Source organism: Brevundimonas sediminis (assembly GCF_048799765.1).
GTDB lineage: Bacteria > Pseudomonadota > Alphaproteobacteria > Caulobacterales > Caulobacteraceae > Brevundimonas.
Genome location: NZ_JBLYQK010000014.1, coordinates 1 through 12223 on the forward strand (window position 1 = coordinate 1; position 12223 = coordinate 12223).

Below are 12223 nucleotides of genomic sequence, written 5' to 3' on the forward strand. Positions count from 1 at the left end.
CCGCGCGCGCACCGAGGCGCGGGGCCAGATGGGGCGGGGCGCGGACGAGATGGAGCGCGGGGCGCAGGAGATGCGCGCGCGCGGTCAGCGCCTGCAGGATCCGGCCTACCGCGCCGAGGTGATGGCCCGGCAGGCCGCCCAGGGGCATCCGGTGACGGACGCCGATCTGGTGGCGCTGGCGGCGCGTCTGCCGGAGCGGGCCGATGCGCTGGAACGTCGGGCGGCGGAGCTGCGCGCCCGGTCGCGGCAGGACTGATCTCCGCGCCGGACAAAAAGACGGCCCCGTCCGGGTTCGGGCGGGGCCGTTTTTCTATGCCGTCTGGGCGTCCAGGAAGCGGACCGCGTCGGCGTCGCGGGCCGACAGGTCCGGGTAGGCCGGGTCAGACCCGACGTCGGGCACCTTGCGCCAGGACCGGGCGCATTTCGGATGGTCGGCCAGCCGGACCTCGACCGAGACGGCGTCGCCTCCGTGGACCAGTTCGGCGCCCGAGGTGCGGAAGACCTCGGCGGCGTCCAGATCGGCGAAGGCGGCGAACGCCTCGGCCGGACCGGTCACGACCGGCCAGGCGTCGAGCGCCCCGCCGATGACCTTGTCGCGTCGCGCCGCCTCCAGCGCCTCGTTGACCACTTCCAGGACAGTCTGGATCGAGGCCCAGCGATCCGCCTCGGCCGCGTTGTTCCAGTTCGCCGGCGTTTCCGGGATGACCCGGACGCAGTTGGAGCCGGCGTCGGGGAAGCGGGTGGTCCACGCCTCTTCCATCGTAAACGGCGTCAGCGGGGCCAGCCAGGCCGTCAGGCGGGCGAACACCTCGTCCATCACCGTGCGGGCGGCGCGACGGCGGACGCTGTCGGGACGGTCGCAGTACAGGCTGTCCTTGCGGACGTCGAAATACAGCGCCGACAGGTCGCCCGAGCAGAACTCGAGCACCGGCCGGACGACGTCCTGGAACCGGTACTCGGCGTAGGCTGCGCGGACCTGACCATCCAGCTCGTGCAGGCGATGGAGGATGAATTTCTCCAGCGGCGGCATCTGGTCGTAGGGCAGGCGCTCGGCCTCGTCGAAGCCGCTCAGGGCGCCCAGCAGGTAGCGCACGGTGTTGCGCAGCTTGCGATAGGCGTCGACGGTGGTCTGCAGGATCTGCTTTCCGATCCGCTGGTCGTCGGAATAGTCGACCATGGCCACCCAGAGCCGCAGGATATCGGCGCCCGACTCCTTGATGATGGTCAGGGGGTCGGTCGTATTGCCCTTGGACTTCGACATCTTCTCCCCCTTTTCATCGAGGGTGAAGCCGTGGGTCAGGACAGCCTTGAACGGGGCGCGGCCGCGGGTGCCGCAGCCTTCCAGCAGCGACGACTGGAACCAGCCGCGGTGCTGGTCCGAACCTTCCAGATACAGGTCGGCCGGCCAGTGCGCCGGACGGTCGCCCGTGTAGCCGTTCTCCGGCAGACGCGGGTCAAGGGTGAAGGCGTGGGTCGAACCGGAGTCGAACCAGACGTCCAGGATGTCCTCGACCTTCTCGAAGCGCGAGACGTCGTGCGCGCCCAGGAAGTCGCTGTCCGGGGCGGTGAACCAGATGTCGGCGCCGTGTTCGGCGATCGCCTTGACGATGCGGGCGTCGACTTCGGCGTCATGCAGCGGCTGGCCGGTCTGCTTGTCGATATACATCGCCAGCGGCGTGCCCCAGGCGCGCTGACGGCTGATCAGCCAGTCCGGGCGGCCCTCGACCATCGAGCGGATCCGGTTCTTGCCGCCGGCGGGATGGAAGGCGGTGTCGTCGATCGACTTCAGCGCCGTTTCCCGCAGGGTGTCGCCCGACTTCAGCGGCTCATCCATGCGGATGAACCACTGCGGGGTGTTGCGGAAGATGACCGGCGCCTTGGAGCGCCAGCTGTGCGGGTAGGAGTGTTCCAGGCGCCCGCGAGCCAGCAGGTTCCCGGCCTCGATCAGCTTCTCCATCACGGCGCCGTTGGCGGGGCCGAACTTGCCGGTCTTCTTGCCCTCGGTTTCGAGCACCTTCAGGCCCGCGAACAGAGGCACGCCGGGGTAGTAGGCGCCGTCCGGATCGACCGTGTCCGGCACCTCGTGATGACCGTGGGCCTTCCAGACCTCGAAGTCGTCGGCGCCGTGGCCCGGCGCCGTGTGGACGAAGCCGGTGCCGGCGTCGTCGGTCACGTGATCGCCGGCCAGCAGGGGCACGGAGAAGCCGTAGCCGCTGTCCAGAGCGGCCAGCGGGTGGGCGCACTCCAGACCGGACGGATTGATGTCGGACAGACGGTTGAACGTCGCGACGTTCGCCGCCCTGAACACCTCTTCGGCCAGCTTGTCGGCGACGATCAGGCGATCGCCCGCCCTGGCCCAGGGTTCAAACTCCAGCCCTTCGACGAGGGCGGTGACTTCGTACAGGCCGTAGGCGATCTCGGGCCCGTAGCTGATCGCCCGGTTGGCCGGGATGGTCCAGGGCGTGGTCGTCCAGATGACAATCGACGGGGTCGGATTGCGGAACGCCAGCAGGTCGTCGTCGTGGTCGTCCGACGCGGCGATGACCGGGAATTTCACCCAGATCGTGGGCGAGACATGGTCGTGGTATTCGATCTCGGCGTCCGCCAGGGCGGTGCGCTCGACCGGCGACCACATGACCGGCTTGGAGCCGCGATACAGCTGGCCCGAGTTCTTGAACTTGTGAAACTCCGCGACGATGGCGGCTTCCGACCTGAAGTCCATGGTGGCGTAGCGATTGGCGAAGTCGCCGGTGATGCCCAGCCGTTTGAACTGGTCGCGCTGCAGGTCGATGTACTTGCCGGCGTACTCACGGCAGGCGGCGCGGAACTCGTCCTTGGAGACCTCGTCCTTGCGACGGCCCTTGGCGCGGAACTGCTCCTCGATCTTCCATTCGATCGGCAGGCCGTGGCAGTCCCAGCCGGGGACGTAGTCGACATCGTAGCCCAGCAGGAAGCGGCTGCGGACGACGAAGTCCTTCAGCGTCTTGTTCAGGGCATGACCGATGTGGATGTCGCCGTTGGCGTAGGGCGGGCCGTCATGCAGGACATAGAGGGGCGCGCCCTCCGATTGCCGCTGCTTGCGCAGGGCGCCGTAGAGGTCGCCCCACTGCTCGAGGATCACCGGCTCCTTCTGCGGCAGGCCGCCACGCATGGGGAAGGGCGTCTCCGGCAGGAAGACGGTGTCGCGATAGTCGCGGCCGGTGGGGGTGTTGTCGGCGTCAGCCATGAAGTCGGTCTCGTCGTGTCGATCGTTCGCGTGGATTTCGATGGAATGTCCCGACGTGCGCGGGGCCGGCGGCCCTGCAGCGCTACGCCGGGCGGCTAATCGAAATCGGGAAACGGACGCGGACGGTCATGGTGCAGGCGGTCTAGCAGGGGCTTCGCCGACGCGCCACTGATGAAGCGCGGCGCGGGCGTCGCCGGCGTCCTGATCAATCCGGACCTTCAGCGCGTCGAGGCTGTCGAACTTCAGCTCGCCGCGGAGGAAGGCGACCAGTTCGGTCTCGACCACCTGGCCGTAGAGCTCTTCGTTGAAGTCGAACAGCCAGACCTCGAGCAGCGGGTCCTCGGTCGGGTACATCGGCCGGACGCCGAGGTTGGCGACGCCGTCGATGACCCGGCCGTCGGGCAGGCGGGTGCGCGTCGCATAGACTCCGTAGGCCGGGCGCATATAGCCGCCCAGACTGACGTTGGCGGTCGGCACGCCGATGGTCCGACCGCGCTTGTCGCCGTGGATCACCTCGCCCTCGACCGCGAAGGGGCGGCCGAGGATGGCGGCGGCGCGGGTCATATCCCCGGCCTTCAGGGCCTCACGCACGGCGGAGGAGGACAGCTTCAGTCCGTCGGCGTCGTCCAGCCGTTCGGCGACCGAGACGGTGAAGCCCGCGGTCTCGCCGTAGCGGCGCAGCGCCTCGGGCGACCCGGTCCGGCCCTTGCCGAAGGTGAAGTCGAAGCCGACGGCGGCATGGGCGATGCCCAGACCCTCGCCCAGCACATCGCGGGCGAACTGTTCGTCGGTCATGGCCGCCATCTCGCCGTCGAAGGGCAGGAGATAGAGCCGGTCGACCCCGAGCGGCTCGAGGGCGCGGGCCATCTGGCCGGGCGTCATCAGGCCGAACGGGGCGGCGTCGGGCTGGAACCAGCGGCGCGGATGGGGGGCGAAGCTGACCACGGCCAGAGGGACGCCCAGGCGAGAGGCGGCCTCGCGCGCGCCGGCGATGACGGCCTGGTGGCCGCGATGGACGCCGTCGAATGCGCCGATGGCGACCGCCGCGCCGCGCTGGTCCGCGGGCAGGTCGCGCCAGCCTCGAATGACCTCGATCAACGCGCCGACGGCTTGCGGCGGCGCGGAACGCGCACGGTGGCGATGCCGTCCATGATCAGCTTGCCGTCGACGAAGCCCTCGCAGTTCAGCTCGGCGCGGGCGCCGTCCTGATCCAGCGAAACGACGGTGATGCGGATCGTGACCACATCGTCGATGCGCACCGGCAGGTGGAAGGACAGGGTCTGCGAAATATAGATCGAGCCCGCGCCCGGCAGGATGGTGCCGACCACGGCCGAGCCGAACGAGGCGGACAGCAGGCCGTGCGCGATCCGGCCGCGATAGGCCGTCTTCGAGGCGAAGGCTTCGTCCAGATGAACCGGGTTGAAGTCGTCCGACGCCTCGGCGAACAGGCGGATGCGCTCCTCGGTCGCGGTGATCACTTTTTCAGCGACCATGCCGACGCGGAGCTCCTCGAGGATGTAGCCGCCCGAGGGATGTTTATGAACGAGATCAACCATGAATCGGTGTTAGCGCCCGTGCGACGGAATGACCATCCTCACCATGCGAGATCGAGCATGGCGTAGCGGGCATAAGTTGTTTCAGCCTTCAAAAGGGCGCCGGCGCGGGCCGGATCGAGCTGCCCATCGGCGCCGCGCGCCTTGTCGCCATGAATGCCCTGGGCGATGAACAGACAGTCCATCGCCTGCTTGTCCGCCCCCAGAACATCCGTGATCACCCCGTCGCCGATGCACAGCACGCGCGAGCGATTGACCGGCCCGCCCAGCAGGTCGGCGGCTTCCTTGAGCGCCCGGTCGTAGATCGGGGCATAGGGCTTGCCGGCCATGGTGACGCGGCCGCCGAGGGACTCGTAGAGGTCGGCGAGCGAGCCGGCGCAATAGATCAGGCGGTCCCCGCGCTGCACGACCCGGTCCGGGTTGACGCAGATCATCTCGATACCGCGCGCGGCGGCGGCGGTGAGGCGTTCGCGGTAGTCCTCGGGGGTCTCGACCTCATCGTCGTAGAAGCCGGTGACCGAGATAAAGGCGGCCTCGTCTCCGGTCGGGACGGTGGTCAGGCCCAGCCCCTCGTACAGGGGCGCATCCCGGTCGGGACCGATCAGCCATGCGGGACCCGGCGCGCGTTCGGCCAGTTCGGCGCGGGTGGCGTCGCCGGAGGTGACCACGGCCTTCCAGCTTTCGCGCGGCACGCCCAGATCATCCATCTGGGTGATGACGCCGGGACCGGTGCGGGGCGAGTTGGAGATCAGGATGACGTGCCCGCCCTCGCGGTTGAAGCGCGCCAGCGCCTCGCAGGCCTCCGGCCAGCTTTCGCGCCCGTTGTGGATCACGCCCCAGACGTCGCAGAGCAGGATGTCGTAGTCCCCGGCGATGGCGCCGAGACCGGTGAGGGCGTGGGGGAGGGTCATGGGACGCAGATAGCGGGTCGGGTCGACGGGGTGAAGGGGCGGGCGGGGGCGGGTGAGATCCCCGCTCCGGTCCGGAGGAAAAGTGCACTCGGCGAAAATGGAGTGCACATAGTGCACTTTTTCTCGCAACGCGGGCGGGTTGGCGTGAATTCCACTTTAGCGATCTGGCGGCCGGAAGCCCGATTGTCGTCAGGGTATCAGGCGCGTGCGTCAGGATTGGACGCAGGGTGTCGCCGGTTACCCGAAACGCCGGCGCTGTTCGGCGCTGCGCAGGGTGGAGCGCAGGAATTCGGCGGGCGGATCGGTTTCGGCCAGAACCTGCTCCTTGATGGCGCGGGGCTCGCCGAACAGGTGGCCCTGACCCATCGCGACATCGAGCTCCAGGATGTCGACGATCTGGCGCTCGCTCTCACACTTCTCGGCGATGACCTCGATGCCGTAGCGGCGGGTCAGCTGGGCGAAGTCGGCGGCCTGGATGTCGCGCAGGGACGGGATGGCCGGGCCGTTGTCGAGGTCGAGCAGTTGCTCGATCAGCAGGTCGGCCGAGACCTTGATGAATTTGACGTCCGAGCGTTGCAGGTCGGCGAAGTCGAGGTCCAGCGTCTGGACCTTGTCGATCGAGAAGCGGAAGCCGAGGTCGGCCAGCTTGGCCATGTTGCGGGCCTCGACCGCGCCGCGGGCGTCGAACACGGCCTGACCCAGCTCGAAGATCAGGGCCTGGTTCAGGTCGCGGTTCTCGGACAGGAAGTCGAGGAACTGCGGGAAGAAGGTCTCGTCGCCCAGCGAGGACAGGGCGACGTTGCAGAAGACGCCGACCTTGCGGTCCTGACGGGCCAGACGGCGGACGATCTGGGCGCAACGGAACAGCAGCAGGTTGTCGATCGCGGGGACCAGTCCTTCGCCTTCGGCCACCGACAGATATTCGGCGGGCATCATCACCCGGTCGTCGGCGGCGCGCAGACGGGTGAAGCTTTCGTAGAAGATGGTCCGGCGCTGGGGCAGGGAGACGACCGGCTGGAGGTAGAGGTCCACGCGGTTCTCGGCCAGCGCCTCGTGGATGGTCTGGAGCAGGACGTTCGACTGCTGCTGATGGCGGGCCTCGAAGGCGCTGGCGGGCGCCGGGCGGCTCATCCGCTCGTCGATGGAGACGCTCATCTGCTGGATCAGGGTCTCGAGCATGCGGACCTCGCCGGACAGCTGCTCGGTCGAGGTCAGGGCGCCGGCCTCAATGGCCTGGGCCAGTTCGGTGAGCGCGCCCTGGGTCGATTCCATGGCGTCGGCGAGCAGGCGATGCGCCTCCCGGACCTGATCGATTTCCTTCTTGAGGAGGGCGCGTTGCGCCCGCCCGACCAGCAGGACGTGGCCGGCCAGCAGGAGGCCCCCGGCGCCGAGGCCGCCGGCCACGCCCGCGCCCGCCCCGAGGCCCGCGCGCCACAGGAAGGCGCCGACGGTCATCGCCAGGAACAGGTAGCCGAAGAACAAAAAGCCGTTGGTGATGGCGCGCATGGGTTACGGAGTTTCCGCCTTCCCGGATGGAATCGCCCGAGTATCGGGGTATCACGACGATACGCATAGGGTCCGGACACGGATTCTCCCCACGCATTCGAGGTTAACGATGGAATTGTTCGATCTGACCGGCAAGGTCGCGGTGATCACGGGCTCCTCCAAGGGCATCGGCAAGGCGATCGCCGAGCGGATGGCCGAGCACGGGGCCAAGGTGGTGATCTCGTCCCGCAAGGCCGGCCCCTGCGACGAGGTCGCCCAGGCCCTGAACGCGAAGCACGGCGAGGGCACGGCGCTGGCGATCCCGGCCAACATCGCTTCGAAGGAAGAACTGCAGCGGCTGGTCGACGAGACCAATGCCACCTTCGGCAAGATCGACATCCTGGTCTGCAATGCGGCGTCGAACCCCTATGCCGGACCGATGGCGGGGATTTCGGACGACCAGTTCCAGAAGATCTTCCACAACAATGTGCTGGCCAATCACTGGCTGACCCAGATGGTCGCGCCGCAGATGCTGGAGCGGAAGGACGGGGCGATCCTGATCATCTCGTCGGTCGGTGGTCTGCGCGGCAACGCCCTGATCGGCGCCTACAATGTGTCGAAGGCCGCGGACATGCAGCTGGTTCGGAACCTCGCCGTCGAATACGGCGCGTCGAACGTGCGGGTGAACTGCATCGCGCCCGGCCTGATCCAGACCGACTTCGCCCGCTATCTGTGGGAGAACGAGGACGTGCTGAAGGTGACGGTCGAGCCGAACCCGATGAAGCGTATCGGCCAGCCGGACGAGATCGCGGGCACCGCGGTCTATCTGTGCTCGAGGGCGGCGGCCTATGTGACCGGCCAGACCCTGGTCGTCGACGGCGGGCTGACGATTGCCTGGTGACGATCCCAAGGTGAGCTTCGGCCAGGACCTGGTCTGGCGGCTGGAGGCGGCGGCGTTCGCCGGCTTCATCGGCCTGATGCGCCTGCTGGGCGTGGAAAGGGCGTCGAATGTCGGCGGCGCCCTTCTGCGCACGCTCGGTCCGAAGGTCGGCACCCACAAGACGGTGACGCGCAACCTGCGTATCGCCTTCCCTGAAATGCCGAAGGCGGACCGCGACGCGCTGGCGCTGGAGGCGTGGGAGCGGATCGGCCGCAGCTTCGCCGAGACGGCGGTGATGGACCAGCTGACGCCTGACAGCGGACGGCTGGAGATCGTCGGTCTGGAGCGGCTGGAGGCCATTCGCGACGGCGGCAGGCCGGTGGTGTTCGTGTCCGGCCACCTGTCGAATTTCGAAGTGATGGCGGCGGTGCTGGTGGCTTCGGGCGTGCCGGTGCAGGTGACCTACCGGGCGGCCAACAACCCCTATGTCGACGCCCAGATCCGCAAGGCGCGGGCGCGCTATGGCGTCAAGCTGTTCGCGCCCAAGGGCGGGGACGGGGCGCGGGAGCTGCTGCACGGCCTGGAGCGCGGCGAGTCCGTCGCCCTGCTGAACGACCAGAAATTCTCGGAGGGGCCGGAGGTGACCTTCTTCGGCCAGCCGGTGAACGCCGCGCCCGGGCCGTCGCGGCTGGCGCTGCGGTTCGGGACGGTGCTGCAGCCGATCTCGGTGGTGCGGCTTCCGGGCGTGCGCTTCCGCGTCACCGCGCATCCGCCCATCGCCGTGCCTTCGACCGGAGACCGGCCGGGCGACATCGCCCGCGGCGTGCAGGCGGTCACCACCTTCGTCGAGGACCGGGTGCGTGAGGTTCCGGAGGACTGGTTCTGGGTGCACAAGCGCTGGCCCCAGGCCGTCTATGACGCCCTGCCGCCGGAGCTCTGATCCGGGTCAGACCTCGTGAGGCTTGTCCTGGGCCCGTCGCCAGGGACCGGTATAGCTGGCCAGCTGGGTGCGACGCCGGTCCGGCCCGAAATAGCCGTCGGTCTTCACGAACGAGCGCGGTTTGAAGATCACCGCCTGGATGCGGTCGAGAATGGCCTTGGCCGTGATCGGCTTGACCACGAATTCGGTGACGCCGGCGTCCCGCGCCTCATAGACGCGGGTCTTTTCGGAGTGGCCGGTCATCATGATGATCGGCAGGTACGGATTGGCGCTGTCAGGGCTGTTGCGGACCAGACGGGTGAACTCGACCCCATCCAGCGGGAACATGTTGAAGTCCACGATCACCAGATCGATGGCATGTTCGCGCAGGATGCCCAGAGCCGCGGCGCCGTCGTTCGCCTCGCGCACCTTGCGGATTCCGGCGGACTGGAGAACCGCGGAGGCGATCGCCCTCATGTGCGCGTTGTCGTCGACCAGAAGGACCTGAAGGGCGGACAGGGAGGACATGCGAGGCGGCGGGATCGGCGACGGCGACGGCGAAGGCGTCGGAATCCGTCACGTCTAGGGGCGGATTCGGCTCGCGTCCATTGGCGAACGCCGTTTCAACCCCAGCGTAAATGGCCAAGCTTGTTCAGGTTTTTACCAGAAGGGAGGGGTCGATGTTGCGATCCCGCCATTTCGCCCTCCAGCAGAGGTGCGGACCGGTGGCGCGGCCGGTCATGCCGACCCGACCGATCAGTTCGCCGCGGAGCAGGTCCTGACCCTGCCGGACCTCGATTCGGGACTGGTGCAGGCAGGCCGTGATCAGGCCCTGGCCGTGGTCGATCAGGACAAGGCCGCCTTCGAAATGCATGTCGGGCCGGGCGAGGACGACCCGACCGGGGGCCGGGGCGCGGATCGGCGTGCCCCGGGGGGCCGCCAGGTCGATGCCGTAATGCGGTCGGGCCGGCGTGCCGTTCAGGACGCGCTGGGCGCCCCAGCGACTGGTGACCCGGTAGCTGTCCAGCGGCCAGATGAAGCCATCGCGGAAGCCGTCGCCGTCGATGCGGCTGGCGAAGGCCTCCGTCTTGACCAGCACCTCCTCCCGGATTCGCGCCAGAAGCGCCGGATCGGACGGCTCGACCGTGGACGGCGGCAGGCCGTTGACGCGGGTGGAGGGGAAGCGGCCCGTCGCGATAGCCAAGGTCCGCGAGGCCGTACGTCCGTCCGATCGCGCCTCGATGCGGACGCTGCCCGGCGCGTCGCGGTCGAAGCCGACCACGAACCAGCCGTCGGCCGAGGCGGCGGACAGGGCTTCGCCGTCGACGAAGATCAGGGCGCGGGGCCAGGTGCGTCCGATGGCGTGGCCGCCCTGCACGAAGCGGCCGTCAAGCTCAAGGTCGGGGGTCTGGCCGCGGGCCTGTCCGGCCGCGAGGAGGGCCGCGCTTCCGGCGATCAGGCCCCGACGGTCGAGCATCAGGGCTGCTGACCCAGTCGCTGGAAGGCTTCAGCCGGTCCGGCGTAGGCCTCCTGCAGGCGGGCGGACCAGTAGCGCAGGCTTTCCAGCGGAACCGGCTTGCCGCTGACGGCGCAGGTGACGAAGCGGCCGGGGCGAAGAACGGCGAACTCGCCGTCGCCGTAATGAAGCGCGGCCTGGGACTGGGCTGACTGATCCATGAACCACAGCCTAGCTTGGCCGGTGGTCAGGCGCCAAGGGTTTCCCGTTTCAGAACAGGTCGCCCTGGCCCGGGGCGGCGGGCTTCGGGCGCGGCTGTGGCGTCGCGCGCGGGCGGGGCGCCGCCGCAGGAGCGGGGGGCGGCGCGTCCTCTCCGCCGTCAATACGGGCCCCCTTCGAACCGTCGGCGAAGACCAGACGGACCGCCTGGCCGGCCTGCAGCCCCGCGGCGGCGGCGATCATCACGCCGTCCTGATCCTCGACCCGCGCGAAGCCGGGCTTCGGGCGTTTGGGATCGAGACTGGTCAGGGCGCGGGAGAGGGCGGCGAGCCGGGTCTGGTCCCGGTCAAGACGGCGGCGGATGGCGGGTGTGAAGCGCTCGGAGACGGCGGTGATCCGATCCTGCCGCCGCTCGATGGCGCGATTCAGCAGGCTGTCGGAGAGGCGCGCGGACACTCCCGCGTACTGGCGCTCGTGCACCGCGACGTTCCGGTGCAAGGCCGAACCCAGCTTGCTGCCGGCGAGGTCGAGCCTCTGGCTGGGCAGGGCCAGAAGATCCTCGGGCCGGGCGGGCAGGCCGCGGGCGGCGGCGCGCAGGCGGGTCCGGCGATCCTCGAGCAGCCGTCCGCCGGCGCGCACCAGGCGACGCTCGAAATCGGCGACCGCGTACTGCAGGTCGGCAAGGACCGGCGTCGCGATCTCGGCGGCCCCCGTGGGCGTCGGCGCGCGGCGGTCCGAGACGAAGTCGATCAGGGTGGTGTCGGTCTCGTGCCCGACGGCCGAGATGACCGGAAGGCCGGCGGCCGCGACGGTGCGGGCGAGTGCTTCATCATTGAAGGCCCACAGGTCCTCGACCGAGCCGCCGCCGCGGGCGACGATGATCACATCCGGGCGTGGGACGGGGCCGTCGACCGGAAGGGACACAAAGCCGCGCACGGCGTTGGCGACCTGACCGGCGGCCGCGTCGCCCTGGACCACGACGGGCCAGACGATCACCCGGCAGGGCCAGCGCTCGGCGAGGCGATGGAGGATGTCGCGGATGACGGCGCCGGTCGGGCTTGTGATCACGCCGATGACGGAGGGGAAGGCGGGGACGGGCTTCTTGCGCGCGCTGTCGAACAGGCCCTCGCCCGCCAGACGGGTCTTCAGCCGCTCCAGCTGGGCCAGCAGGGCCCCGGCGCCGGCGGCCTCCATGCTCTCGATGACGATCTGGTAGGACGAGCGGGCCGGATAGGAGGTGATCTTGCCGGTGACGATGACCTCAAGCCCGGTCTCCGGCCGAACGCCGAGGCCGCGCACCAAGCCTTTCCAGACGACGCCGTCGATGGCCGACTTGTCGTCCTTGAGGGTCAGGTAGACGTGTCCCGAGGCGTGGTGGTTCACCTTCGAGATTTCGCCGCGCAGGCGGACATGGCCGAAGCGATCCTCGAGCGTGCGCTTCAGGGCGAAGGACAGCTCGGAGATGGACAGCGGCGGATTGTTGTCGCGCGGCGCCGGCGGTTCGTCCGCCGGGCCCTCGAACACATAGTCATCGCTCATGGGCGAACCCTAGCGGCAGGCGAAGGCGGGCGAAA

11 protein-coding genes and 1 pseudogene are annotated in these 12223 nt (G+C 69.0%); 3 read left to right on the forward strand and 9 right to left on the reverse strand.

Going from position 1 to position 12223, the window contains the following annotated elements:
* A pseudogene (locus ACLQ7T_RS09480) lies at positions 1 to 256 on the forward strand (M56 family metallopeptidase); the annotation flags it as partial.
* 54 nt (positions 257 to 310) lie between these two features.
* Here ACLQ7T_RS09480 and ileS read toward each other — a convergent pair.
* The 5 genes from ileS to tipF all read right to left on the reverse strand — a co-directional run bounded on the left by ileS (position 311) and on the right by tipF (position 7196).
* Positions 311 to 3226 carry an isoleucine--tRNA ligase gene (gene ileS, locus ACLQ7T_RS09485; protein ID WP_420479214.1) on the reverse strand — a complete coding sequence of 972 codons (2916 nt, stop codon included), beginning with the start codon at positions 3224 to 3226 and terminating at the stop codon, positions 311 to 313.
* A gap of 126 nt (positions 3227 to 3352) precedes the next feature.
* Positions 3353 to 4324, reverse strand: coding sequence for a bifunctional riboflavin kinase/FAD synthetase (locus ACLQ7T_RS09490; protein WP_420479215.1), 972 nt, complete (start codon positions 4322 to 4324; stop codon positions 3353 to 3355).
* Positions 4321 to 4782 (reverse strand): MaoC family dehydratase, encoded by a 462-nt coding sequence (locus tag ACLQ7T_RS09495; RefSeq protein ID WP_420470750.1) that lies wholly within the window; start codon positions 4780 to 4782, stop codon positions 4321 to 4323. Before ACLQ7T_RS09495 ends, ACLQ7T_RS09490 begins: the two co-directional genes overlap by 4 nt.
* A gap of 38 nt (positions 4783 to 4820) precedes the next feature.
* Positions 4821 to 5690, reverse strand: coding sequence for a TIGR01459 family HAD-type hydrolase (locus ACLQ7T_RS09500; RefSeq protein ID WP_420479216.1), 870 nt, complete (start codon positions 5688 to 5690; stop codon positions 4821 to 4823).
* A gap of 237 nt (positions 5691 to 5927) precedes the next feature.
* The gene (gene tipF / locus ACLQ7T_RS09505) at positions 5928 to 7196 is read right to left on the reverse strand and encodes a flagella assembly cyclic-di-GMP phosphodiesterase TipF (protein WP_420470748.1); all 1269 of its coding nucleotides are present in this window, start codon (positions 7194 to 7196) and stop codon (positions 5928 to 5930) included.
* Positions 7197 to 7305: 109 nt separating this feature from the next.
* Here tipF and ACLQ7T_RS09510 point away from each other — a divergent pair, with 109 nt between their 5' ends.
* Together ACLQ7T_RS09510 and ACLQ7T_RS09515 are read left to right on the forward strand one after the other, a co-directional pair.
* Entirely contained in the window at positions 7306 to 8076 is a 771-nt protein-coding gene (locus ACLQ7T_RS09510) for an SDR family NAD(P)-dependent oxidoreductase (protein ID WP_420479217.1), read from the forward strand.
* A gap of 10 nt (positions 8077 to 8086) precedes the next feature.
* Positions 8087 to 8995: a lysophospholipid acyltransferase family protein gene (locus tag ACLQ7T_RS09515; RefSeq protein ID WP_420479218.1), complete on the forward strand. Its 909-nt coding sequence runs from the start codon at positions 8087 to 8089 to the stop codon at positions 8993 to 8995.
* A 6-nt stretch (positions 8996 to 9001) separates the two neighbouring features.
* Here the strand turns inward: ACLQ7T_RS09515 and ACLQ7T_RS09520 are convergent, their stop codons facing one another.
* The 4 genes from ACLQ7T_RS09520 to xseA all read right to left on the reverse strand — a co-directional run bounded on the left by ACLQ7T_RS09520 (position 9002) and on the right by xseA (position 12188).
* Complete coding sequence (locus ACLQ7T_RS09520; protein ID WP_420479219.1) at positions 9002 to 9502, reverse strand: response regulator; 501 nt, start codon at positions 9500 to 9502, stop codon at positions 9002 to 9004.
* Positions 9503 to 9626: 124 nt separating this feature from the next.
* Positions 9627 to 10451 carry a M23 family metallopeptidase gene (locus ACLQ7T_RS09525; RefSeq protein WP_420479220.1) on the reverse strand — a complete coding sequence of 275 codons (825 nt, stop codon included), beginning with the start codon at positions 10449 to 10451 and terminating at the stop codon, positions 9627 to 9629.
* A complete protein-coding gene (locus ACLQ7T_RS09530) occupies positions 10451 to 10651 on the reverse strand; it encodes a DUF2093 domain-containing protein (protein WP_420470743.1) in 201 nt (66 codons plus the stop codon). Before ACLQ7T_RS09530 ends, ACLQ7T_RS09525 begins: the two co-directional genes overlap by 1 nt.
* 49 nt (positions 10652 to 10700) lie before the next feature.
* Complete coding sequence (xseA, locus tag ACLQ7T_RS09535; RefSeq protein WP_420479221.1) at positions 10701 to 12188, reverse strand: exodeoxyribonuclease VII large subunit; 1488 nt, start codon at positions 12186 to 12188, stop codon at positions 10701 to 10703.
* Positions 12189 to 12223 lie beyond the last annotated feature (35 nt).

Coding starts and splice junctions, on each gene's coding strand:
- ACLQ7T_RS09500 (WP_420479216.1), bottom strand. CDS start 5,690: ATGACCCTCCCCCACGCCCTCACCGGTCTCGGCGCCATCGCCGGGGAC.
- ACLQ7T_RS09525 (WP_420479220.1), bottom strand. CDS start 10,451: ATGCTCGACCGTCGGGGCCTGATCGCCGGAAGCGCGGCCCTCCTCGCG.
- ileS (WP_420479214.1), bottom strand. CDS start 3,226: ATGGCTGACGCCGACAACACCCCCACCGGCCGCGACTATCGCGACACC.
- tipF (WP_420470748.1), bottom strand. CDS start 7,196: ATGCGCGCCATCACCAACGGCTTTTTGTTCTTCGGCTACCTGTTCCTG.
- ACLQ7T_RS09510 (WP_420479217.1), top strand. CDS start 7,306: ATGGAATTGTTCGATCTGACCGGCAAGGTCGCGGTGATCACGGGCTCC.
- ACLQ7T_RS09530 (WP_420470743.1), bottom strand. CDS start 10,651: ATGGATCAGTCAGCCCAGTCCCAGGCCGCGCTTCATTACGGCGACGGC.
- ACLQ7T_RS09520 (WP_420479219.1), bottom strand. CDS start 9,502: ATGTCCTCCCTGTCCGCCCTTCAGGTCCTTCTGGTCGACGACAACGCG.
- xseA (WP_420479221.1), bottom strand. CDS start 12,188: ATGAGCGATGACTATGTGTTCGAGGGCCCGGCGGACGAACCGCCGGCG.
- ACLQ7T_RS09495 (WP_420470750.1), bottom strand. CDS start 4,782: ATGGTTGATCTCGTTCATAAACATCCCTCGGGCGGCTACATCCTCGAG.